Source organism: Caballeronia sp. INML1, assembly GCF_023631085.1.
In the GTDB taxonomy this organism is placed as follows: Bacteria; Pseudomonadota; Gammaproteobacteria; order Burkholderiales; family Burkholderiaceae; genus Caballeronia; species Caballeronia turbans.
Window position 1 is genome coordinate 55,413 of the sequence record NZ_JALQDT010000051.1, and the last position, 21,211, is coordinate 76,623.

Here is a 21,211-nt window from a genome sequence, read left to right on the forward strand (position 1 = left end):
ATCTTCGCGTTGGCGCCGCTCAAAAACCGCGAGGCGTTCCGCACCGGCGCACACGCGACATAAATTACGGTGCGTGCGGAATTCCCGCCGCGTTTTCGTGTCGATCAATGCGCGCAACAGCGTGCGCGGCGGCGAGAGGATGGAGACCCGTCGCGAGAATTCCGTTTTTTGGCAGCAGAAAAGAACATCATGAACGAAGTGGCAAGACTGGGGCATATGCGGATCGTGCTCATCGAGGACGATCCCGAGAGCAGGGCATCACTGCAGATGTTGCTGGAAGAAGAAGGTGCGGACGTAGTCGCGGTGGCCGACGCCGAAGACGGCGCGCAAGCCGCGATCGAGCATCTTCCCGATGCGGTGATCTGCGATCTCGATCTACCCGAGATGGACGGTTTCTATCTCATCCAACGTTTGCGGGATCACGAAATACGCGGCAATCTGCCGCCGTCCGTGGCGATCGCGCTGACGGGACACGGCGGCGACGAATACCGATTACGAAGCATCGGCGAAGGTTTCCAGCATTTCATGACGAAACCCGTGCATCCCGACGAACTCGTCGCGCTGATACAGGACGCAGTTGGCGCGCGCGTGGTGATGTGAGGCGTTCGGGGCCGCCGCTGACGGGCGGCCCGTGTTTCTTACGACCGGTCGCGGTTGCGCGCCCGCGTCGCGCCCGTGATGACGGCGATGCCCAGCATGATGACGGCGACGATCATGATCGTATGCTGCGCGACGTGCATCGCGACGAGCGCCCACGATACCCCTCCGATCAGAATCAGCCAGCCTACCAGGTAGATGATCAACGTCATCGACTTCTCCTTTTTCGTTGTGTGCTAGAAATCGTTGCGTGTCCTTCAAGAAAGGGCCTTATCCTTTCGACGCCGAAGCACGCATAAGTTCACTCATGCAAGGGGCGTACCGCGGGTGGCATCTCGGACATGAGCAAGAGCCAAAGCATGCTGACCGTGCATCGAAGACCAGATGCTTTTGTGTCCCTTGGTGGGCTTCGCTTCTGCGAAATTGATACCTAAGAAAAGATCGACGACGACTGTCTACCTTATCGGCGCGGCGTCCTTCTCAGTCGGTACCATGGCCGCCGCAAGATTCGTCCGCGCGCGCCGTATCAGATCAGAAGCTGCTTGATGCGTCGTTTGATTGAATTCTTCAAACGGCGCATCGACGTCCTATTCGCGTCGGTGCCGTAGGACGCATCAGATATGAACGCGCCGCTCTGATTCAATTCGTAACCGGATCGAACGGTCGACGGTGATGGTGGTTGAAAAGGTACGAAAACCCCCGGCTTGCGCAGAACGAAGTCGAAAGACATTTTCATCGCGTATGTGTCGATGTGCTCGAGCTTCGCGAGTCTTTTCCAGTGCTTTTCGTACATACCCTCGATCAGACTGGGTGTCGGATTCCACTTGTGGCTCAATGGCGCGTGATCGTTGCGCGAGTCCCAGGTATAGCGCCAGTCCGGAACAACGACCCCGACCCCGCCGCCTGGCTTAACCAAGCTCAGCCAGTAGCTGATGATTTCCTCCGGATTCGCCACATGTTCGAGCATGTGGAGGGAGACGATGAAATCGACGGAATCCGGTTTGAACGGGAGATTATCGGGCATTGCCAACACAGCGGAGGCGGTCGATGCCTGGTGAGCACCGCTTGCCTGATCCGATGGGGGCATACGAGCAATATCGATCGGAAGCAAATATGGCGAAATCGTCCTGGCGCCGCAACCTACGTTCAGGCCGTTCAGTTGCTCGATCGTGTAACCGTTTGGCATCGCACGCAGCGCGGCTTCTTCTTCTCTGGCCAGCAATAAGCTGACTTCATCGCCCATATACAGAACGACCGTCTTCGACTTCATAGCGAAGTATTCGCGCTGAACGGTGCTCAGTGGTGAGAGCAGACTGATGTTGTGGGCTCCGTCTATCGGCCCCTCCATCTGCTCGCGGATGGATTCGACGGTTTGATCATCAAGCGGGTGTTGTTTTCTGATGCCTTTCATTGGGGCCCCAGGCTTTCAACTTGGCTATCCGATTCTAACTGAAGGTTTAGCTGCACTCCGCGTAAAGGCCGTCACCTAGCCGGGGATTGTCGCTCCGGGAGATGTTTGCGCCGAGGCGCGCCGTTCTGATATCAGTGCCCGCACGGCGTTCCTAGATGGAACCTCGATATATCGATAGGCGCAATCCGCGATCGCGAGCATCAGCACCGATAGCAGCACCTGCCCCCATATGTGGCTGATGTCCTTGGCGATCATTATCGTGGGTCCGATGAAGTGATCAGCGTAGTACATGATCGGTTGATGCACCATGTAGAGCGCGAAACTGATCTCGCCCAGATGCATCATCGGCCGGTTCGAAAGCATCTTCGACAGCAGCCCGCGCTGGAATGCGAACACGAAAATGATCGCGACCATTGCCGGCTGATAGTAGGCGCTGTTCGCGAGCGTCGGCCACTTGTGCCACGTAGACCGGTACAGCACGACGAGAAACCAGAGCGACGCGATTTCCAGCGCGGTGAACAGCGCGGCATCGAACCACCGATCGCCCATGCCTTGCAGGCGATTGAACAACAGCCCGAGGCTCAGACCGATGATGAAATCAAATATCCGGACGTAGGGCGATACCATCATGAGCCACCAGTCGAACGAAAACGCTTGCATCTTCGTTCGCAGCAACAGCGCGATCAGGAACAGGCAGGCGAATGCCGCGATCCCCGCCAATGCCGCGCGCGTCGCGCTGCGACTCACGCCGAAACGGTTGAAGGCGAACAGCAGGAACGGAAGCGAGATATAGAAGAACAACTCGTCCGAGATCGACCACGACACGCCGTTGTAGGAGAAGATGTTCGCGCCGTCTGGATACCACGCGTGTAGCAGGAACACGTTTGCCAGCGTTTGCCAGTCTGTGTATTGCGTGCCACGAATCCAGATCAGCGGCACGACCGCGGCGAACATAAACAGGTGCAGCGGCCAGATACGGGCGACGCGCAGCGCCCACAATTTCGCGACCGATCCGACCGTCAGGCTTTCGAACTTGTCGGCGTAGTTGTGCGCGAGGATAAAGCCGGAGAGCAGGAAGAAGAACCCTACGGCCAAACCGCCGGTCTCGTACGGGTAGCCGAAGTGAGCAAAAACTACCGCTGCGGCTGCGATGAATCTGAGCGACGTAAGGGGCTTCAGCATGTTTCCTCGGGCAAATTCTTGTAATTTTTCGTCGGACGGATTTTATATGAACCGACTTAAAACCGTGAAAAAACAGCGCCGTAGCAATTGGTCTCGGTGTCGAAGAATGTTGTTTTGTGGCGCAGATGAGACACGCACTCGGCAGTTTTTACGCGTCTGCTTGACCGCGAGTAAGGCCGATTTCGGCGCGCCGTCGATATGCGGCTATGCGCACCGGCATCGCGAAATATAAGGAATGGCCCTGTTGGGAAATCAGGATCGCGGAATTCCGACGCGCTACACTCCCGCCAGACAAGGCCTCCGGTCGAAAGCCAACAAATACCTCATGCTGACCGTCCATCAGAAAGACAGAAGTTGTTGTCTAGCTTAATGGCTGCGCGACTGCGCAAGTTGTCTCCTAAATAAATGCTAGAAAATTGAGCACGATGGAATGGGGCCGACAGAGAAGCCGCCAACGAAATATTAGGAGTAGGTCACGCGGATTTCGGGATTGAAAGCCGAACGCGGCTGACTGGAATATCGAGTTTTTTGAAGTAAATGTGAGTCGTGGCCTCTCGCGTATGTCCTGCCGCTACCATCAATTCCTTCGTCTCGTATCCGGCGCGTTTCGCGTCCGTTAGCGCCTTTGCCCGGATGTCCTTAATCGTGTATCGCTTTGCCGCCAGTCCGGCCTTTGATGCCGCGCGCGTCCAGGCGGCGAGAAGCGCTTCGGGTTTGTAGGGCTCGAATTTGCGGTTGTGAATCACGTACGCGTCGCCGATGCGGGGCTGCTGATCGATCTCGCGGATGCGGGTAAGCACGGCTTCGATTTCGGGCGTGATGGCGAAGTCGACGGTGACCCCGCTGCTGTCGGCGGTCTTACTCGGCAGGAAGTGGATCACGCCGGCAGACCGGTCAATCTGTGACCACTTCAGCGTGCGGATTTCGGTCGAGCGCTGTGCGGTCAGGTAGCAGAGATCGACAAAGCACTGCATCATCCGGCCGTTGCGGGCGAAGATTCCTTCCTTGGTTCTGGTGTTGGCCTTTTGCTCGAAGTGCGCCAGTTGCTTTCGGATCGCCGCGAAGTGGTCGTCCGTGATGTACACGCCGCGCCTCGGAGGGGTCTTGATCTTGATGTCGCGCACCGGGTTCGACTTCGTGTGGCGTTTTTTCACGCACCAGAAGAAGAAACCGGACAGGAAAGATCTGACGTGGTTCTGCATCGTCAGCTTCCCATCCCAGAAGGCAAGGACGTCGCTGATGTCGCCTGGCTCGATGTCGGCGACGTTCGCGTCACGCAGCGCATTGCGCGCGTAGCGGCCCGTCCGCGCCCACGACTTTTGCGACTTCAGCGTTGGGCCTTTTTCCTCGATGTACCGATCGATCAATGGACCCGCGTCTCCGGTGCCCGGCGGCGCTTCGTATTTACGGCGCTCCACGACGAGCCGCGCCAGCATGGTGGTCTCGCCCTCGGCGATCTTGCAAAGCCTGACCCATTTGTTCGTGCGTGGAACGACCCAATACCAACTTGCCCCATTGGCGTAGACGCGTGCGGGCAAGTTGGAGGGTCTTTGACGGCGACGTGCGTTCATACGAAAGGTGAGCAGATTTTGGTTTTCCGGGTGGGCGAGCGGTCATTCCCGGTGTCAAGACCAGCGCGGCGGGCGAGCAGTGATTCGTAAAGGGCCCAAGTCATGATCGGAGCACCATCGAACGAGCGGGTGATTTCAACGCCGAACGCCTGCTTGAACCACTCGGCTTGTTTGCTATAGCGTACGCGACCGGTGATTTGCTTCAGATCCTCCGGCGTCATCAGTCTTTCAGTCATATCGCGGCTCCAGATACGCGCGACTCACGCGCATGAACTCTTCGATGTAGTGTTGTGCTTGCTGGTCCGGTCGTTGCTGAAAGGCCGTCAAGGTAGAAGGAGGCAGCCATGAGCTACGGAAACCCTCACGAACTGCTCGAATTCGTTTCAAGCGCGCTCCCGCCGCGTAACGAACTGGGCCACACAGGACAAGAGGATTTCGAATACTTCTGCGCGTACACCGGGCTCCGCGAAGCGAATGTTGGGGCGGAAGCGTTCGTATGGGCGAAGCTCGCCTTCTTGTCAGCGTGGAGGCGCCGAACCGATGCCCTTGCCGAGCATTCAATCCAATGAACTGATGCTCGCGACGCTCGGAAAACGTCCCTTTAAAGACGCTGGCTGGATCTTGGAGCTCAAACACAGCGACTACAGCAGGCGCGATGCGCTTGGCTGCGGTCAGGGGTAAATCGTGATGAACAAAAGCCTGCCGCCGCTTCAGCCGTCGCAGTTCGTCCGTGAAATCAATAAATTCCTCCCTGACAAGCAAGGTTTCACTCCCGGACTCCGCGTTTTCTTGACACCCCGAGGTTGCAGCGACGATGAGGCAACCGGTTGGGACTGGACTACTGATACGCCTGAAGCAGCCGTCGCCGTGGTGCAGGCCTTCGAAGATGTTCGACATCTGCATGGTTTCTAGTCGTCCTCTTTGCTCGCCACGCTCGACGCGCTGTCACTCTCGATCAAATCGCGGATTCCCTTGGCAATGCCCCTCGCCGTCGTTGTGTCGTAGACGACGCAAGCGTCCGCGATAGCCGCAGCCCGCTCCATCGCTTGGCGCTCGATCTGACGAGCATCCTTCTCCATCCCCGCGATCCGCTCGCGCAGCGCGGCGATCTCGGCGGAGGGGTGGGTGTAGAGCGGGCGAAGCTCGGTATGGCTCTTGATCTCCGACGCGACCTTGACAGCGGTTTCTTTCTCGAAATGCACGCTGTGCGGGCGCATATTGCCGATACCCCAATAGACCGCCCACGCCACCGGCTCCGCCTGCCCCTCACTCGCGCCCGCTGCGAGAAGGGCGCGCAATTCGCCGACTCGGACCGTGTATGCCTCGTCGTCCAAGTAGCCGTTCAAATCATTCAGTGTCGTCATCTTTCACTCCTTCACGCCTGATGCGCCGCAGTCGCATGTGCCAAGCGACTCCCCATCAGCGCGATGAACGTCGCCAGTGCCATCGCAGTACTCGCAGCATTTCGCCCCCGCCGCATCGGCTACCGAACTCGCGGGAGTGGCGGCGAGATACAACAGTATTCCGTTCTCAAGGGCGTTAGTTAGCCATTCCGCGCGAGCATATGCATCGTCGTCAACATCGACGCCATATACAACACGCGCTACCGGCTTCGCCACCGCTGTGTCGGCGATGTTCGCGGAGGGGGCGATCGCGCCGCGCGCCTTCCACGTCTCCCACTGGTCCTCAACCGCGTACGAGCAGTACTGGCCGAAGCGCAGCGAGCCCTTCGCGTCTCGACTATAAAGCGGCGCGCTCGGGAATCGTTCTTGCATCCACGCCTCAAACGCCTGACGTTCGGGCGACGTGTCGTATGTAGTCATGTGGTCTCTAAAGTTTGTGAGGTCTCTGCCGAAAACTCGCTCATGAAAAAAGAACATCTCATCAGCAACGATCCGCTCCGCGCGGAAGCTCGCGCTCTTGGGGCGAGCATTGAAGCGATCCGGCGGGCTCGTGGCAAAAAGAACCCGCGAGACTTTGCGCTTGACACTCCGGAATGGGAAAGCACTTGTATCGACTTCGCTCGTGACCTGCGTTGGGCCTTGGGCATGAGCGGCGATGCGACCGATGTGCCTTCGATCGAAAGCCAAGTTAGGCGTCTGTCTCGTTGAATTGCTGCGGCTAGAGCGAGGCGTCGAACAGCTTGTCGAAGCAGCGCGCGGGAGGTAATGACGGTGTGTGTCATGCGTGCTCCAGCATCAGACCAGCCTGCCGCAGGCGATCTCGCTGAAGCTGCTCGTACTCGGGATTCAGTTCGCAGCCGATGAAGCGGCGGCCGAGGCGCTGCGCAACCTGACCCGTCGTGCCGCTGCCGAAGAACGGATCGAAGACGACATCGCCGGCGCGGGATCCAGCCAGCACGCACGGCTCGACGAGCGCTTCCGGAAACGTCGCGAAGTGCGCTCCATCGAAAGACTGCGTCGGGATCGTCCAGACTGAGCGCTTGTTTCGCAGGTCGATTCCGCCGGCCTTGCGCACCTTGCTCGCATAATCGACGAGGCCCGCCTTCGTCCGATGGTGCTCATCGCCGCTCTCGTATGCTTCGGTGCCGCGGTGCGTCTTGTTGCCCGGCCCCTTGTATCTACCGGCCATCGTTCGATGTCCGCCTTCGCTGGTATCCCATCCGGAAGGAACGCGCTTCACGCGATCGCGGCCGCGCTCTTCCGCGTCGGTACCGAATCCGAACCCAACACCGCGAGGTTCGAGGCCGGAGACCGCTTGCTCTTTCACCGCTTCGGCGTCGTAGAAGTACTTCTCGCTCTTCGAGAGCAGGAACATGTACTCATGCGCTTTCGTGCAGCGATCGCGGACGCTCTCTGGCATCGGGTTCGGCTTGCTCCAGATGATGTCCTGCCGGAGATACCAGCCCGCATCCTGCATCGCGAAGGCAAGGCGCCAGGGCTGGCCCATTAGGTCTTTCGGCTTCAGTTCCGTCCGCCACCGCGACCCAGTTCCGGTCTGCCGCTTCTGCGCTTCAGTGATCTGGCGCGCGCTGATGATCGAGCGATCGGACATCTGGCCGTTGCGACCCTGCGCGCCCCACGACCCAGCATAGGCGTCGCCCATGTTCACCCACGCGGTACCGTCGTCGACGAGCAGCTCGCGGCAGAGTTCGAACACCTCGACGAGCGTCTCGATGAACTCTCGCAGCGTCGGCTCATGACCGATCTGGCCGTCGACGCCATAGTCGCGCAGGCCCCAGTAGGGTGGGCTCGTGACGATCGTCTGCACCTTCACGCCATCGGCGATCATCGCGCGCATCGTTTCACGGCAGTCGCCGAAGTGGCATTTGTTGAGCCAGTCGTTCATGTTCTCTCGCAATAACAGTCTGTCCAATCACCAGCGTCACGCGCTGCTGCTCGATCTCCGCGACCATCTCCACGAATCTCTCGCAAGCGCGCTGCACCTGTTGTGTCGTCGGCTTCCGAGCGAGCCCGAGAGACTCTAGGGATTCGAGCAGGGCGCGGAAGGTTGGGAGAAGGCGCGTCATGCGGGAAAGCCGTCGTGCGTCACGCCGTCGAGATGGCGGCCCGAAGCCTTCTTGCCGAAGCGCCAAAGGTCCGGTCCATCGTCGCTGTGCATCTCCATGCTTTCGGTCGGCGTCACCGGGCGCATGTCCAAAGAATTGGCCCACCACCATGCAGCCTGCTCGGTGCGCCTCATCGGACCGGGGGCGTTTTCGCCCGGTGCCCTCTCGCCCCATTGTTTGAATAGAAAGTGGACACCCGCCTCTTCGCACTGGTCGCGAATGTCGCGGGCCCAGGCCGGGTGCATCGGGCGCGCGTCGTGTCCGCTTTCACCGCCGACAATGACCCAGCGAACGATCCGTCGACGAGTGTTGGCGACGTGCTCGTCACGATCGTCGCTGTCCTAGTACTGCATAAATTTGAGATCGACCGGCCCGAGCAGCGGCTCCATGGAGAGGAAGTGCAGGCGGGCGGGCACTCGCATCAGTTTTGGAATGTCGCGATCAGCCTCTTCCTGATTGACGATCGTTGCGCCGAGCCAGACGTTTTCGCGTGCGGTGAGCTTCTGCAAGCGCTCAAGATCTAATTGCCGCGCGGCCACATCCTCAAGCATGGGCATCACGTTGCCGATCCGCTTCGTCAGCAACAGCCAGTCGAGATTCGGCGTCTTGTCGATCAGGTCGAACAGATCCGCGCGCCACCGCGGATCGACCGCGTTATCGAACACGTCGGCGAGCGACGCGCAGAAGACGCGCTGGCGGCGGCCGTGCTGCGCAAAGAACTCGCCGTGCGCAGCGTTCCACGCCAACGGCTTGCGCCAACTCGCGGGCGACGTGCGTCGGCGCGGTGCTCCCGGTCCCCAGTTGATCGCGGTGCCGCCTGCGAAGCGCGCGTTGCGCGTCTCGGCGTAGCAGTGATCGCAGCCCGGTCCGACCTTCTGGCAGCCTTCCCAAGGATTGAACGTGTGGTCGGTCCACTCGATTTTGCTGTTCTCGCTCATACTACGGTCCTTGATCTATGAGGCGATGCGAACTATGAAACGAACGCTCGCGTTACTGTTTGCTGGGGCGTGCGCTACGGCTTGCACGACCGTCCAAGAAGTGAAGCGTCCCGGCGGCGACTCTGAATTCATCATTGCTTGCGGCGCGAGCACCGGATGGAACATGTGCTACAGCAAGGCAAACGAGACTTGTCCTCAGGGCTACAAGACACTCAGCGAGAACGCCGGCTTCAATCGAAAGGAGCTCCGCATCTCGTGCCCAAAGCCTTCCTGATTGCTATCTGAGTTGATGACGCTGCAAGCCTGTCGCCCTTTTAGGGTGGCCCATCACGGTCAGGCGGCGCGCAACGTCATCAAGTCAGACGGCCGGATTACGCACCGGCACGCGGGGTTGGTTAAGGGAAGGGGTTACTCGGGCGTGCCGAGCAAAATCTTGGTGGCGGTCTGTTCTTCGATCTGCGCCCAGATGGCGCGGAACGCGACTTCGAGCACCTTGTGCGGGCGGATCAACTCGTACCAGATCTTCAGCACGCCGTCCTTGATGCGGTACTTGATGCGCGCGTCGATCGCGTAGGGCGCGCCATTCTCGAACACGGGAATGCTCAGCGTGATCTGCGACGGCATCGCGATCTTGTTGCCGGTGGCGTTCACGTCTTCCTTCCAGACGAAGTTCGTGCTGCCGTCCTGCAGGCGCGCGGCGGACACGAAGTTGCCTTCCTTGCTGGCCTCGAAGTTCAGCGCGACGCTGAGCATCGTCGAGCCGTCCGGGCTCACGATGTCCGGCAGGTTGTCTTCGATCAGCTCGGCGAGTTCAAGCTGCGTCAGCGGCTGACGATCCTTGCCGGTCCACGTCTTCCACTCACGCGACGCAGGCACCGGGAACTCAACGCGGTACGCGCGCCAGTTCGCGCCGTCGTGCTCGTCGACCGCAGTGCCGTATGCGCGGTGGTCATCGATCACGCCGAGGATGCGCGCCGGGTCCAGCGACGCATAGATCAGGCTCTCCGGTCGTTTCTGGCGGTTGAAGTACTGGATGAAGCTAGCTGCGTCGCGCAGCTTGACCGTGCCGGATGCGCGATTCGGGTTCGCGAAGACATCCTCGACGATCTGAGTCTTGAAGCCTTCCGGGACGAGCACGAACGGCTTGCCGTCTGCGACCGGGCTCTTTTGCGGACCTGCAAGCGAGGCGCCAGCGGCGAGCAGAGCAGCGACATCTTTTTCGCCAGTGAAGTTTTCGAGCATGAGTGTTCCTTGTTGGTTTTAGAAGAGAAGAGGAGCGGCCGGCGATTAGCCGAACGAGACGGAGCGGCCGCTAGAGGTGCTCTCTGCCAACGAGATTCCGGGCAGTTCGGTTTGTCGCTCGCTATGGCGCGACAGGTTGTTCTCGACCGTCGGGAAGAAGACTTCGGCGCTTTCCTTCTCGCGCGGCAGCGTGGCGACGACCTTGCCGGTCACCTCCAGTGCGTCCTGCACCTTGGCGAAGGGCTTCACCTCGACGGTGATCGTTATCTTTCCGGCCTTGCCGGTGTCGCGCACCATCGCCACGAGGGTGTTCAATTCGTTCGTCGCTTCTTCGACGACCGCACCGCCGCGCAACTCCATCAGCGTCTGCGTGAAAGCCTTTTTCATTCGATCCTCCGATCGTGTTATCGATTCGGTTAGCCGCCTAACGGGCGGCATCCCCATTTCACTGTTGGCCCGAAGGCCCGCGGAATGCCCCTTTAACCGTCGGGCGAGGTATTCAGTGCGCAGCCGGCCAGCGGATGCGCTTCTTGCGTTGCTGGATTTCGTCGAAGTGCCGCTTCGCGCGGGCATCTGCGCCGCGCACGAGGGCGATTGCTGCAACCATCGTGACGATAAAGAGAAGGACTACTACCTGATAGACGTTCATGAGTGAGCCTTTTCGGGATCGTGTTCAGGCGCAGCGGATCACAGCGCAGCGTTCGATTCGAGCAGCGCGGTAATCGAGCTCCGCGCAAATCGCGAGGTAAGCGCCCGCGACCAGAAACGTGATGCACCAGATTTGCCAGAGCTTCACACCAGCACCCCGGCCTTGAAGGCGACGCACAGGAACCACACTGCGCCGATTGCGATTCCATACAGACCGGCGACGCCGATCGCCTTGTACAGCTTCTCGACGTCCTCCAGTCGCGTGATATCGCGAAGTAGGGCGTTGTCGTTAAGTGTTCGATTCATTCCCGTCCGTCCTTACCCGCCAAGCCGCGCGTCAGCGACGCCCGGAGCGATGATGTTGAGCGCAACTTCGCGTAGGAGGTGCTCTGTGAGCGCGCCAGCGCCGCCTTGGGCAAAACGAACCAGTTCGATCAGATCTTTTGCAAGCGTGCTCACACGAGTCCCCTGTCCAATTGCCGGACAGGAAGCCCTGAGTACAAGACACTGTTAAGTCCAGTGCCCTGAGATCAGGGCTCCCGGTTTCCCGGTGCGCGGTGTTCAGCGCATGGGATGCATATTAGGCAAAGCCTAGAGACGTGTCAAGGCAAAGCCTAAATTATTTTCGGATGTTTCTTGAGGGGCTAGCTACACTTCAGAATGGGCACAGGAGGTGCAGCCATGACACCCGAGGACGTCGTAGGCATTTTTGAGAAGCTGAACTTGGAGGGAAGGGCGGACATTCCGCTGGACGACGCCTGCGCCGGCCTGGCCGGTTGGCTCGCGGGCGCGTGGCCGAGACTAGAGGACGAGGATCTCCAGTTGCTGACCGCTATCGGGGCGGTGTTATGGCGGGAAGGGTTCGCTCAGCGCCGGCTGCGGCGGTAATTGGCGCGCCAGGCGACGCGTCGCGGTCCGGATAGCGTAGAGTGGTCGGTCCACAAGGGGATCCACATGGCGACAGAAGAAGACGTGATTGCGACTTTCGAGCAGTTCAACGCAGAGGGGCGTGATTACATAACGCTCGACGACGCCTGCACGGGGCTGGCGCGCTGGCTTGCTCTGGCATGGGATCGCTAGAGCCTGGTGACGCACAGCTGCTGATGACGGTGGGCGCGACGCTTTGGCGAGAAGGTTTCTCTCAGCGGTAGCACGGGCACAACAAAAAACCCGCCGGAGCGGGTTCGTGTACGTAGCGGTGGGCCGCTTAATCGAGGGACGGCGAGATTGTGTCGAGAACGTAGAGCTTTACGATGTCGCCATCAGCGTCCACCTCCGCTTTCCCTAGAATGCTGATGCGCGAAATAGCCGTCATCGCCTCTGCATACGGATTGCCGGGCTGGGTTACAGTCGGGTCAACGATCTGGCCGTTGACGCGCTCCTGCTGCCCTTCAATTGAGAGTTTGCAGGCGCCTGTGGTCATGTCCAGCTCGGTGATCACTACGTCGTATTGCCTGCTGTGATCGGAGAACACCCTTGTTTCGCCCATCATAGCGCCCTTATCGTTTGCGTTCACCTCGTGGAATTTGCGTTCGCCGCTGTAGAGTCCCATCGACTCCACAGACCGGCCGACAGGGGACAGCGCTTTTTTGACCGACGGATGAAGTGCATCCGCCAGTCTATTGATGACGCCGACCAACGAATCGACGTTCTTCTGGTTTCCTTCCGAGACAAGCTCCATTTGCCTCTTCAGCGCATCCGCCAAGTGTTTCATCTCTTCCTTGTCGCGCCTGCTGAGAAAGAACTGGATGACAAATGGTATCAAACCTGAGACTGCGCCGCCCCAGAACTCTTTACTAGCGACGATCCCTTCTACGACTGCCATCACCTCGTGGCAACGATGACTTTGCACGGGTGCAGCAAGCACCCGGACATCAAGCGCGTCGAAATGGCGCGTCGTCTTCCCTGTCACCACAAAGTTTGCGGCAACTGCAATGAGTCGCGCCATACCTTGGAGCGATTCGCCGAGCTGGTTGAGATCGATCTCGTGGTGCACGGCGTCGCCGCCCTCGTACCGGATACCGAGCGTTAGCAGTTCCATTCGTCTTGTTTTAATGTAACGCCGCCGATGCTGTCGGTGGCGCGGTGGTTCTTATTCTGGGCGCCAGCTCGACGGCCGGCAGATCGCGCGCACGAAGTGCATCTTTTCGATTTCGCCGTCGGGCAAGATGATCGGCTTGTGTGCGTCGTTTGCTGAAATCAGGTGCGTGCGTCCCGTGCGCTTGTACATGAACTCCTTCACCATCACCCGTCCATCTTTGGACTTGACCAACACCTCGTCGCCTGGCTGGATCTCCTGGTTCGGCTCAATTACTACAAATTCTCCGTCCTTTATCCGCGGTCGCATCGAGTCTCCCTCGCACTTCAGCGCATAAGCGTCCGGGTCTTTGGTCGGGAAGTCAATATAACCGTCGCCGTGGCCGACTGGATACTCCATGTCCGCCCAGTTCCCGTTGTCTCCAAGTTGCGCCCTGCCTACCACTGGGATTGCTCTCCACTTTGTTATTGGGATTGGCTCATACGGATGGTTGTAGCGGACCGATGTCGTGCGCGACCCCTTCCCAAGCATCAGCCATACTGAATTGACCCCAAAGGTCTCTTGTAACGCGACCGCATGGTCAACGCCGATCTGCTTGGTTTTCCCAGAAAGCCATCCCGCTACGACCTCATCAGTAGTGTTGGCGGCTGCCGCAACCTTCGAGATGTTGCCACCGGCTTCATCGATGACGGTCTTGATCCTATCAGCGAGGCCCTCGGCTCCCATCGAGGGGAAAGAGGGCGAAACCGCCGCCTCTTCGCCGGTTATCCACCAGTCCGCCGTGTGCCCGAACTCCTCGATCAGCTTCGGAATGTGCTTCTTGGCTATCCGGCCGAAGTTGACCCAATCGTAGACGGACGGCGCTTTGACGCCGAAGAGATCTGCCACTTGGGCGTGGGAAAGGTTCCGGCGTGTCATTTCGTCGCGAAGACGGTCGCCGATGTGCTTGGGTTGTTTAGGCATTGCCTGTGTATACCCAGTGCTACTATTTTCGGCAATGCCTTGACCGTCGTTTAGGCTTTGCCTAGAATGTCCGTTATGAATGAATCCGTCCAAAACTCCGTCCTTCTCGCTTGCGCCATCGTCGGGAGCAAGTCTGCGCTCGCTCGTGCGGTCGGCGTTAAGCCTCCCACTGTTCAGCAGTGGTGTACAGGCGAGCGGCCAGTTCCTCCGAACAAGTGCGTCGAGATTGAGCGGGTAACTGGCCGCAAGGTTCTCGCAGAGCAGCTGTGTGCCGAGGTCGATTGGGGATTCATCCGCAAGGCCGGCGAAATCACTGTCTGACTTTTCGTTTTGAAGTGGACTTCTTTCCGTATTCCCATTTCCGTTCATCGTTGTTCTTTTTCATAAGGGAGGTTCCATGTCACGCCGTGCCGAGTTTCGCAACGAAGTAAAAACCCGCCTCGAAGACCCCGTCTACGAGGGAATGCAAGCATTCAAGGCTCTCTACGGCATCGACAGCGATTCCGCTGCACTTGCCCGCATCGCCAAGCTGTTTTTGTTTGGCACGGTTGGCACTTTGCCAGCGAACCTTCTGGGCGTCAGTGTCGCGCCGTCCCAAGTTGGGAGCGCTGTAACGGCATGAACGAAGGAAAAACCGGCCTTCTCGTTGAACTTCCGATTCCTGAAGCTGGGGAGTTGGCTGCTTTGGCGGCGAGTCGGGGCGTTTCAACTCAGAAATACCTCGGGTATCACGTCCTGCGCTCTGCATATGGACCGCTGCACCCGGAAGTAGCCGCGTTTGAAGTGGCCCATGTTGGGAAGCGCGGGGAATAAAACGTCAGACAACTGACGGAGTTCGTCGGCTACGAGGCCGACACCTGCATGGATGAGTCGATACACAAGCAGCTTGGACGCCAGGCTTCTTTTGTTCCGATTTAGTAGTGCGAACGGCAAGTTCGCACCTCCATGAGAGGCATGCATGATTCACGACCGCATCAATTCACGCGATGACATCCGGCCCATTCCGTCGCTCGATGGGTATTTCGCTGCCGCGGATGAAGGCATGAGCGCGCGCGATCTTCAGCCGTCGCTCGGCGGCGCGGATCTTCTTCATACCGGCCGCTTCTTCATCGGCCCGATGACGACCGATCAATCGACCACGACGAAGCTCGCGCCGAAGATGTGCATCGGCTGCGGCGCCCGCCAATCGTCCGACGGCTCGCTGCCCTGCGGCCACGACAACGACCTGTGAGTTCATCCATGAACGATCTGACGATGCCCGGCGCACCGACGATGTCGAGCCGCGAAATTGCCGAGTTGGTCGAGTCACGCCACGACAAGGTAAAGCAGTCGATCGAGCGCCTAGCCGCGCGCGGCGTGATCGTCCAACCCCCAATGGGGGTTGAGAAGATCGCCGACTCGCTGGGTCGTCCGCGATCCGAAACTGTGTACCGAATCGGCAAGCGCGACAGCTATGTGATCGTCGCGCAGCTCTCGCCGGAATTCACCGCACGCCTCGTCGATCGTTGGCAAGAACTCGAATCACGCGCGACGCAACCGGCCGTCAATCTCGACGATCCGGCATTTCTGCGCGGCGCCTTGCTCCAGTACACGGAACGCGTCATCGCTCTCGAGCAGAAAGTTGCCGAGCAGGCGCCGGCCGTTGAGTTCGCGCACGCGATCCGCGACACGAGCGACGCAATCTCCATCGGGCAGATGTCAGCTGTTCTCGGAATCGGCCGGAATCGATTCTTCGCCCGCCTTCGCGCCGACCACATCCTGATGGCGGACAACCTGCCATATCAAATCTACAAGGACCGCGGCTATTTTCGCGTGATCGAGAGCGTCTGGATCGATGAGGCGAAGGAGCCGCACCCGACGTTTAAGACGCTTGTAACGGGGCGCGGGCAGGTATTCCTGCAGCGCAAATATAGCGCCGAGGCGGCGTGAAATGGCACTCGCAGACGTCATCCACATGCCCGAGCAGCGACCCGAGCGCGAACGTGGGGGAGCAAACCTCGTCAGCCGTTCCGACGGCTGGCGATGCCCCGGCTGCTCAGGACCCGGCTGTGTCTGCGACCGGCTCGGGTACGGCAGGTGAACAGGGAAACGCGGAACAGACCGCTGCCAGCGCTGCGGCGGTCGAGCAAGACGCTGGTTCCGATACGACATCTGTCGCGCCTGTGGAATCGGCATCGCAACCCGCTGATGATGCGGTCCCTTTGGACGCTGGTGGCGTCGCTGATGCGAAGGCTGGCAGGGCCGGAGCGGGGGAGTCGGAGGCGGAGCTTTCTGCTGGCCCGAATGGGTCTGGCTCGGATGAGCATCCGCTGACCATCATCGACGAGATCGAGTCGCTGGTGCGAATGATCGGGAACACCGCCGTGCACGAGTATCAGCGCCTGATTCAATGTCTGGCTGATCTGAAGAACCATCCGACCATCAAGGACGGCGAGTAATGCAGAGCCCCATCCGCATCAGCGTTCAGTCGGATCTCGACGCGCTGACGCGGAGGCTCAACGATTTCGAGCGCAGGCAACTGCCGTTCGCGTCTGCCCAGGCGTTGACGGCAGTCGCCAAACGCGTTCAAGCCGCCGAGAAGGCGGCCCTCCCTCAAGTGTTCGACCGACCGACGCCTTTCACGGTCAACTCGATCGCGGTGAAGGCCGCGCGGAAGAACACGCAAGAGGCCACGGTGTTCGTGAAGGACATCGCAGCCGCGTATCTCGCGCCATATGAGTTCGGCGGCACGCACAAGCTCATCGGCTCGGGCAAGACGTGGCTGAATCCGAAGGACATGGCGCTGCTCAACCAGTACGGCAACTTCAGCCCATCCGCGCTGAAGCGTCTGGAAGGGCGGCCGGACATTTTTGTCGGCTCGATCAAAACGGCGAGCGGCGAGTCGATAGGCGGAGTGTGGCAGCGACCGACCGAGGTCAAGACGATCAAGCGCAGCGGAAAGCGCGGTGTCGCTTTGCGCGGCGCCAACAAGACAAGCCATCTCAAGCTGCTTATACGATTCGGCGATGCGCAGCCAGTCAAGCAGCATCTTGACTTCGGCAAGCGTGGTCGCGAGGTGGTCGCAGGAACCTATCGTGCCGAGTTCGGTGCGGCATTCGCAAAGGCGCTCGCAACGGCACGGTGATCAACGATGAAGATCTACAAGTGCACGAACTTCACCGGCTTCTATCCGGTGGGTGTCGCCGCAGTCGTCGTTGCTGAATGCGCCTCTGCCGCTGAGCATCTGCTCAACGTGGCGTTGCAGGCCGTTGGGCTGCCCGGCGATGCGGAGATCGACGAGGACAGTGCGATCAACCCGACGGCGCCTGGCATCGGGATGCTGAGGAACGGCGAGTACTGAGGCGCGCGCGGCTCGCGGGATGGTTGTAAAAAGTGCTCGAAAGGAGGGCGGTATGAGGCGGTTGGGAGGGGTGATAGGTATGGTTTACAAGCGGGTCCCTCTCTGCCCTTCTGCTTCGCGGGCACTGCGCGCGCGCGATCTTTCTCTAGCCACAAACTTTTCAAATTTGGGTAACAGGTAACAGTTCAGCGCGATGAAACAGAGCGAGTTTGCGGTTCTCCACGGCGTCAGTCGAAAGACGGTCACAAAGTGGAAGGAGCGCGGCTGGCTTGTGTTTGCGGGCGATGAAGTCGACGTCGACGCGTCGAACGCGCTGCTGAAAAAGTACCGTCGCGACGGCGTGCCGGCTGTTACCCAAGCTGTTACCCAAGAGGCTCAGGGTAACAAACGCAAAATTGTTACCCAAGCAGCGAGCGAGGTAACTCTCGGCGCGCGCGAGGATGCGGCCGACGTCGCCGATCGGATTCTCGCGGGCAACGTCGAGCTGCTCGACTTCGACGCGGCGCGCTGTTTCAAAGAGAACTATCTCGGGCTGAAGGCGCAGCTCGAATACGACCGCGATTCCGGTCTGGTGATCGACGTCGCCGAAGTGGCGAAGGTCGTCGGCACCGAATACGCCAAGGTCCGAACCCGCCTGCTGTCAATTCCGGCGGAACAGGCTCCGCGTCTCCATCGATGCAAGACGCCTACCGAGCTGCAGGACATGTTGCAGGAGGTCGTCACAGAAGCACTCGAAGAACTCACTCGCGATGGAGCAGGCAACCCTAAATAGCACCAGGCGGTACGCGCGCGGCTATGCGGCGTTGCGCTCTGGCCTCGCGGCGGCGCTTCGGCAGAATCTGACGCCGCCGCCTAAGCTGACGCTGAGCGAATGGGCTGAACGCTATGCGGTGCTGTCGCGAGAGACGAGTGCTCAAACCGGCCGCTTCCGGGCGTTCGGCTATCAGAGGGGCATGCTGGATGCAGTAACCGACCCCAGTGTCGAGAAGATCAGCGTTATGAAGTCGGCTCGCGTCGGCTACACGAAGCTGATGGATCACGCTGTCGGCTTCTTCATCCACCAGGACCCTTCGCCGATTCTCGTCGTGCAGCCGCGTGTCGAGGATGCGGAGAGCTATTCGAAGACGGAAATCGCGCCGATGCTGCGCGACACGCCTGTACTGGCGGCGATCGCGGGCGATCAGAAGGCGAAGAACAGCGATCAGACGATCCTCGCGAAGACGTTTCGCAACGGCTCTAGCCTGACGCTCGTCGGCGCGAACAGCCCGGCGGGCTTTCGGCGAATTACGTCGCGCGTCGTCATGTTCGACGAGGTCGATGCCTATCCGGTCGACGGCGCGGGCAACGAAGGCGATCAGATCGCGCTCGGCACGAAGCGGTCCGAGACGTTCTGGAATCGCAAGATCGTCCTCGGCTCCACGCCGACCGTGAAAGGCTATAGCCGGATCGAGAAGAGTTTCAGCGAGAGCGATCAGCGCTACTTCTTCGTCGCATGTCCGCACTGCGGCGAGCGGCAAGTGCTCGAATGGGGCAGTCCCGAAACGCCGTACGGGATGAAGTGGGACAAGGACGAGCACGGCAACGGCATTCCGGACAGCGTCTACTACGTCTGCCGGCACAACGGCTGCATCATCCACGAGGTCGACAAGGCCGACATGGTGGCGGGCGGCGAGTGGCGCGCGACGAAGCCATTCAAGGGGCATGCCGGTTTCCATATCTGGGCTGGATACAGCCTCTTCCCGAACGCCTGCTGGTCGAACCTCGTTGCCGAATGGCTCCGAGTGAAGGACGACCCGCTCGCGCGGCAGACGTTCATCAATCTGGTGCTCGGCGAGCCGTACGAGGATCGCGGCGATCGCGCGCTGAGCGAGACGCGGTTGGCTGCCCGCACGGAAGTCTGGGGTGCGGAGGTGCCCGACGGCGTCGGGCTGATCACGGTTGGCGGTGACGTCCAGGACGATCGCGTCGAGTTGGAGACGATTGGCTGGGGGCACAACGAGGAAAGCTGGTCGATAGATCACGCGGTCATCGAGGGCGACCCCGAGGGCGCGGAACTATGGAAACGCGTCGACGAGTACCTGAAGCGGGTCTGGCGGCGCGCGGACGGTCGAGGCTTCGCAGTCTCCGCCGCGTGTATCGACTCCGGCGGTCACCATACGCAGAAGGTGTACGAGTTCGCGAAAGCGCGGCTCGGCCGCCGCATCTGGGCGATCAAGGGCGAGTCGGCGCGCGGCGGCGCGCGCTCACCTGTCTGGCCGACGAAGCGGCCGTCGTCGCGAACGAAATCGACGTTCCGGCCGGTCATCATCGGCGTGAACGCGGCGAAGGACGTGATTCGCGAGCGGTTGCGACGCGATACGATCCGGGTGTAAAGCGCTACCGACCGAAATTTATCGTCTCGGAGCAGCCATCATCTGATCGCACGTACCTGCAGCGGCGCGTCGACTGGCAGATTGCGCGCGCGTACGGTATGTCGCGGCAGGTGCGTGTGCTGGTCGACAGTTGGACCGATTCGAGTGGTTCGCCCTGGTATCTGAACTATCAGGTGCCGGTCACGATGCCGCTGCTCAAGATCCCGGAGAAGACGCTGCTGCTCATCACGGAGATCAGTTTCATCCTCGACGAGAACGGCACGCATACGGAGCTACTGCTCGCACCGCGTCAGGCATATCTGCCCGAGCCGCTCGTTCTTCAACGCATTGACCCGGACATCGCGCCGGCCTAAAGGACTCTGGATGCTCGACGCACTGAACGCGCTATCACGACGGATTCGTCTGTTCGTGAGCCGAGCGGTGATCTCATTCGTCGACGACACGCGCACGGTCCAGTATCTGCAGGCGAAGATCAATGCGCTTGAGACCGTCGGCGACATTCCACGATATGTGGAGTACGGGTTGTCGTCGAATCCGCCGCTCGGGTCCGAAGCACTGATCGTGTTTGGCAACGGAGAACGAACGAACGGCACCGTCATCGCGACATCGAACGCGAAATATCGCGTTACAGCGCTGGCAAGCGGCGAGGTCGTAGTGCACGACAACACGGGCCAGAAGGTTTATCTCTCGCAGGCGGGCATGGTGCTCGACGGAGGCGGAAAACCGGTGACCATCACGAATACACCGGACATTCTCGCGGACACCCCGCTGCTGAAGTGCACCGGCGACATCCTCGACAACTGCAACACGAACACGCGCACGGTCGCTGGCATGCGCGCGGTGGCCAACATGCACACGCACCCGATCGTCAACGTGCAGACGGGCGGCAGCACAATTAACACGCAGCCGCCGACACAGCCGGAGTAAGAGATGCCTGACATCAGCATCGTCTGGGATGCCGCGAACAGTCGCGGCGATTGGCAGCAACTTGGGCCTGACCTGCTCACCGGGAACGATCTGCAAACCGCTGTTCTTTTGAGCCTCTTCACCGATCGCGTTGCGAATGCCGACGACATTATTCCGGACGGCACCGGAGACCCGCGAGGCTGGTGGGGCGATTTCGACGAAGAGAGCCCAATCGGCTCGCGCCTTTGGCTGCTAGATCGGTCGAAGCAGACTCAGGAGGTGCTCAACAACGCGCGCGACTACATCGTCGAGGCGCTGCAGTGGCTCGTCGACGATGGAGTTGTCGCGAGTATGGACGTTCAGACGGAATGGACGCGCGACACTTTTCTCGGTGCGCAGATCACGCTCTATCAACCGGCCGGGCCCAGCGTCTCACTGACGTACGCATGGGCATGGCAACAGCTATCCTGATAT

Annotated in this window: 33 protein-coding genes and 1 pseudogene; 18 read left to right on the forward strand and 16 right to left on the reverse strand. The window is 60.0% G+C overall.

Annotated features, from left to right (window positions below):
* The first annotated feature begins 189 nt into the window (after positions 1-189).
* Entirely contained in the window at positions 190-600 is a 411-nt protein-coding gene (locus tag NCR38_RS16285) for a response regulator (protein WP_409219290.1), read from the forward strand.
* A gap of 38 nt (positions 601-638) precedes the next feature.
* Here NCR38_RS16285 and NCR38_RS16290 read toward each other — a convergent pair whose 3' ends face one another.
* The 5 genes from NCR38_RS16290 to NCR38_RS16310 form a co-directional block, all read right to left on the reverse strand.
* Positions 639-809 carry a hypothetical protein gene (locus NCR38_RS16290; protein WP_250477356.1) on the reverse strand — a complete coding sequence of 57 codons (171 nt, stop codon included), beginning with the start codon at positions 807-809 and terminating at the stop codon, positions 639-641.
* Positions 810-1,123: 314 nt separating this feature from the next.
* Positions 1,124-2,008: a methyltransferase domain-containing protein gene (locus NCR38_RS16295; RefSeq protein ID WP_061115940.1), complete on the reverse strand. Its 885-nt coding sequence runs from the start codon at positions 2,006-2,008 to the stop codon at positions 1,124-1,126.
* A gap of 75 nt (positions 2,009-2,083) precedes the next feature.
* Complete coding sequence (locus NCR38_RS16300) at positions 2,084-3,190, reverse strand: acyltransferase (RefSeq protein WP_061115939.1); 1,107 nt, start codon at positions 3,188-3,190, stop codon at positions 2,084-2,086.
* A 473-nt stretch (positions 3,191-3,663) separates the two neighbouring features.
* Positions 3,664-4,728 carry a tyrosine-type recombinase/integrase gene (locus tag NCR38_RS16305; protein WP_250477357.1) on the reverse strand — a complete coding sequence of 355 codons (1,065 nt, stop codon included), beginning with the start codon at positions 4,726-4,728 and terminating at the stop codon, positions 3,664-3,666.
* Between the two features lie 29 nt (positions 4,729-4,757).
* Positions 4,758-4,997: a DUF4224 domain-containing protein gene (locus NCR38_RS16310; protein WP_250477358.1), complete on the reverse strand. Its 240-nt coding sequence runs from the start codon at positions 4,995-4,997 to the stop codon at positions 4,758-4,760.
* A gap of 108 nt (positions 4,998-5,105) precedes the next feature.
* On the opposite strand from NCR38_RS16310, the gene NCR38_RS16315 reads away from it, so the two are divergent.
* Together NCR38_RS16315 and NCR38_RS16320 are read left to right on the forward strand one after the other, a co-directional pair.
* On the forward strand, positions 5,106-5,330 hold the full coding sequence (locus NCR38_RS16315) for a hypothetical protein (RefSeq protein ID WP_250477359.1): 225 nt from the start codon (positions 5,106-5,108) through the stop codon (positions 5,328-5,330).
* Positions 5,331-5,448: 118 nt separating this feature from the next.
* Positions 5,449-5,673 (forward strand): hypothetical protein, encoded by a 225-nt coding sequence (locus NCR38_RS16320; protein ID WP_250477360.1) that lies wholly within the window; start codon positions 5,449-5,451, stop codon positions 5,671-5,673.
* Here the strand turns inward: NCR38_RS16320 and NCR38_RS16325 are convergent.
* Positions 5,670-6,125 carry a hypothetical protein gene (locus NCR38_RS16325; protein ID WP_250477361.1) on the reverse strand — a complete coding sequence of 152 codons (456 nt, stop codon included), beginning with the start codon at positions 6,123-6,125 and terminating at the stop codon, positions 5,670-5,672. The two genes, NCR38_RS16320 and NCR38_RS16325, sit on opposite strands and share 4 nt — an antisense overlap.
* 3 nt (positions 6,126-6,128) lie before the next feature.
* Complete coding sequence (locus tag NCR38_RS16330) at positions 6,129-6,584, reverse strand: hypothetical protein (protein ID WP_250477362.1); 456 nt, start codon at positions 6,582-6,584, stop codon at positions 6,129-6,131.
* 42 nt (positions 6,585-6,626) lie between these two features.
* On the opposite strand from NCR38_RS16330, the gene NCR38_RS16335 reads away from it, so the two are divergent.
* Positions 6,627-6,872, forward strand: coding sequence for a hypothetical protein (locus tag NCR38_RS16335; RefSeq protein ID WP_250477363.1), 246 nt, complete (start codon positions 6,627-6,629; stop codon positions 6,870-6,872).
* Between the two features lie 70 nt (positions 6,873-6,942).
* On the opposite strand, the gene NCR38_RS16340 is transcribed toward NCR38_RS16335, so the two are convergent.
* The 7 genes and pseudogenes from NCR38_RS16340 to NCR38_RS16370 all read right to left on the reverse strand — a co-directional run bounded on the left by NCR38_RS16340 (position 6,943) and on the right by NCR38_RS16370 (position 11,577).
* Positions 6,943-8,070 (reverse strand): site-specific DNA-methyltransferase, encoded by a 1,128-nt coding sequence (locus NCR38_RS16340; RefSeq protein ID WP_250477364.1) that lies wholly within the window; start codon positions 8,068-8,070, stop codon positions 6,943-6,945.
* A gap of 177 nt (positions 8,071-8,247) precedes the next feature.
* A pseudogene (locus NCR38_RS16345) lies at positions 8,248-9,228 on the reverse strand (phage Gp37/Gp68 family protein).
* Between the two features lie 408 nt (positions 9,229-9,636).
* On the reverse strand, positions 9,637-10,470 hold the full coding sequence (locus tag NCR38_RS16350) for a YfdQ family protein (RefSeq protein WP_250477365.1): 834 nt from the start codon (positions 10,468-10,470) through the stop codon (positions 9,637-9,639).
* Between the two features lie 45 nt (positions 10,471-10,515).
* A complete protein-coding gene (locus NCR38_RS16355; protein ID WP_250477366.1) occupies positions 10,516-10,857 on the reverse strand; it encodes a hypothetical protein in 342 nt (113 codons plus the stop codon).
* 112 nt (positions 10,858-10,969) lie between these two features.
* The gene (locus NCR38_RS16360) at positions 10,970-11,119 is read right to left on the reverse strand and encodes a hypothetical protein (RefSeq protein ID WP_250477367.1); all 150 of its coding nucleotides are present in this window, start codon (positions 11,117-11,119) and stop codon (positions 10,970-10,972) included.
* 143 nt (positions 11,120-11,262) lie between these two features.
* Positions 11,263-11,424 carry a hypothetical protein gene (locus tag NCR38_RS16365; protein ID WP_250477368.1) on the reverse strand — a complete coding sequence of 54 codons (162 nt, stop codon included), beginning with the start codon at positions 11,422-11,424 and terminating at the stop codon, positions 11,263-11,265.
* 12 nt (positions 11,425-11,436) lie between these two features.
* The gene (locus NCR38_RS16370) at positions 11,437-11,577 is read right to left on the reverse strand and encodes a hypothetical protein (protein ID WP_250477369.1); all 141 of its coding nucleotides are present in this window, start codon (positions 11,575-11,577) and stop codon (positions 11,437-11,439) included.
* A 222-nt stretch (positions 11,578-11,799) separates the two neighbouring features.
* Between NCR38_RS16370 and NCR38_RS16375 the strand changes: the two genes are divergently transcribed.
* Both NCR38_RS16375 and NCR38_RS34165 read left to right on the forward strand, forming a co-directional pair.
* Complete coding sequence (locus NCR38_RS16375; RefSeq protein ID WP_250477370.1) at positions 11,800-12,006, forward strand: hypothetical protein; 207 nt, start codon at positions 11,800-11,802, stop codon at positions 12,004-12,006.
* Between the two features lie 66 nt (positions 12,007-12,072).
* A complete protein-coding gene (locus NCR38_RS34165; RefSeq protein ID WP_284503705.1) occupies positions 12,073-12,198 on the forward strand; it encodes a hypothetical protein in 126 nt (41 codons plus the stop codon).
* A gap of 127 nt (positions 12,199-12,325) precedes the next feature.
* Here NCR38_RS34165 and NCR38_RS16380 read toward each other — a convergent pair whose 3' ends face one another.
* Both NCR38_RS16380 and NCR38_RS34350 read right to left on the reverse strand, forming a co-directional pair.
* Positions 12,326-13,159: a hypothetical protein gene (locus NCR38_RS16380; protein WP_250477371.1), complete on the reverse strand. Its 834-nt coding sequence runs from the start codon at positions 13,157-13,159 to the stop codon at positions 12,326-12,328.
* A gap of 51 nt (positions 13,160-13,210) precedes the next feature.
* A complete protein-coding gene (locus NCR38_RS34350; protein ID WP_311765930.1) occupies positions 13,211-14,119 on the reverse strand; it encodes an XRE family transcriptional regulator in 909 nt (302 codons plus the stop codon).
* Positions 14,120-14,194: 75 nt separating this feature from the next.
* On the opposite strand from NCR38_RS34350, the gene NCR38_RS16390 reads away from it, so the two are divergent.
* The 12 genes from NCR38_RS16390 (at position 14,195) to NCR38_RS16445 (ending at position 21,208) form a co-directional block, all read left to right on the forward strand.
* Positions 14,195-14,440: a Cro/CI family transcriptional regulator gene (locus tag NCR38_RS16390; protein ID WP_250477372.1), complete on the forward strand. Its 246-nt coding sequence runs from the start codon at positions 14,195-14,197 to the stop codon at positions 14,438-14,440.
* Between the two features lie 76 nt (positions 14,441-14,516).
* The gene (locus tag NCR38_RS16395) at positions 14,517-14,741 is read left to right on the forward strand and encodes a hypothetical protein (RefSeq protein WP_250477373.1); all 225 of its coding nucleotides are present in this window, start codon (positions 14,517-14,519) and stop codon (positions 14,739-14,741) included.
* A 336-nt stretch (positions 14,742-15,077) separates the two neighbouring features.
* On the forward strand, positions 15,078-15,350 hold the full coding sequence (locus NCR38_RS16400; protein ID WP_250477374.1) for a hypothetical protein: 273 nt from the start codon (positions 15,078-15,080) through the stop codon (positions 15,348-15,350).
* An 8-nt stretch (positions 15,351-15,358) separates the two neighbouring features.
* The gene (locus NCR38_RS16405; protein ID WP_250477375.1) at positions 15,359-16,048 is read left to right on the forward strand and encodes a phage antirepressor KilAC domain-containing protein; all 690 of its coding nucleotides are present in this window, start codon (positions 15,359-15,361) and stop codon (positions 16,046-16,048) included.
* A gap of 119 nt (positions 16,049-16,167) precedes the next feature.
* Complete coding sequence (locus NCR38_RS16410) at positions 16,168-16,557, forward strand: hypothetical protein (protein ID WP_250477376.1); 390 nt, start codon at positions 16,168-16,170, stop codon at positions 16,555-16,557.
* Positions 16,557-17,243 carry a hypothetical protein gene (locus tag NCR38_RS16415; RefSeq protein WP_250477377.1) on the forward strand — a complete coding sequence of 229 codons (687 nt, stop codon included), beginning with the start codon at positions 16,557-16,559 and terminating at the stop codon, positions 17,241-17,243. The genes NCR38_RS16410 and NCR38_RS16415 overlap by 1 nt, the downstream gene beginning before the upstream one ends.
* A gap of 6 nt (positions 17,244-17,249) precedes the next feature.
* Positions 17,250-17,459 carry a hypothetical protein gene (locus NCR38_RS16420; RefSeq protein ID WP_250477378.1) on the forward strand — a complete coding sequence of 70 codons (210 nt, stop codon included), beginning with the start codon at positions 17,250-17,252 and terminating at the stop codon, positions 17,457-17,459.
* Positions 17,460-17,652: 193 nt separating this feature from the next.
* The gene (locus NCR38_RS16425) at positions 17,653-18,231 is read left to right on the forward strand and encodes a hypothetical protein (RefSeq protein ID WP_250477379.1); all 579 of its coding nucleotides are present in this window, start codon (positions 17,653-17,655) and stop codon (positions 18,229-18,231) included.
* A complete protein-coding gene (locus tag NCR38_RS16430) occupies positions 18,209-19,831 on the forward strand; it encodes a phage terminase large subunit family protein (RefSeq protein ID WP_250477380.1) in 1,623 nt (540 codons plus the stop codon). The genes NCR38_RS16425 and NCR38_RS16430 overlap by 23 nt, the downstream gene beginning before the upstream one ends.
* 56 nt (positions 19,832-19,887) lie before the next feature.
* On the forward strand, positions 19,888-20,184 hold the full coding sequence (locus tag NCR38_RS16435) for a phage baseplate assembly protein (RefSeq protein ID WP_409241433.1): 297 nt from the start codon (positions 19,888-19,890) through the stop codon (positions 20,182-20,184).
* A 10-nt stretch (positions 20,185-20,194) separates the two neighbouring features.
* Positions 20,195-20,758, forward strand: coding sequence for a phage baseplate assembly protein V (locus NCR38_RS16440; RefSeq protein WP_250477382.1), 564 nt, complete (start codon positions 20,195-20,197; stop codon positions 20,756-20,758).
* Between the two features lie 3 nt (positions 20,759-20,761).
* The gene (locus NCR38_RS16445) at positions 20,762-21,208 is read left to right on the forward strand and encodes a phage GP46 family protein (RefSeq protein WP_250477383.1); all 447 of its coding nucleotides are present in this window, start codon (positions 20,762-20,764) and stop codon (positions 21,206-21,208) included.
* The last annotated feature ends 3 nt before the right edge of the window (positions 21,209-21,211 follow it).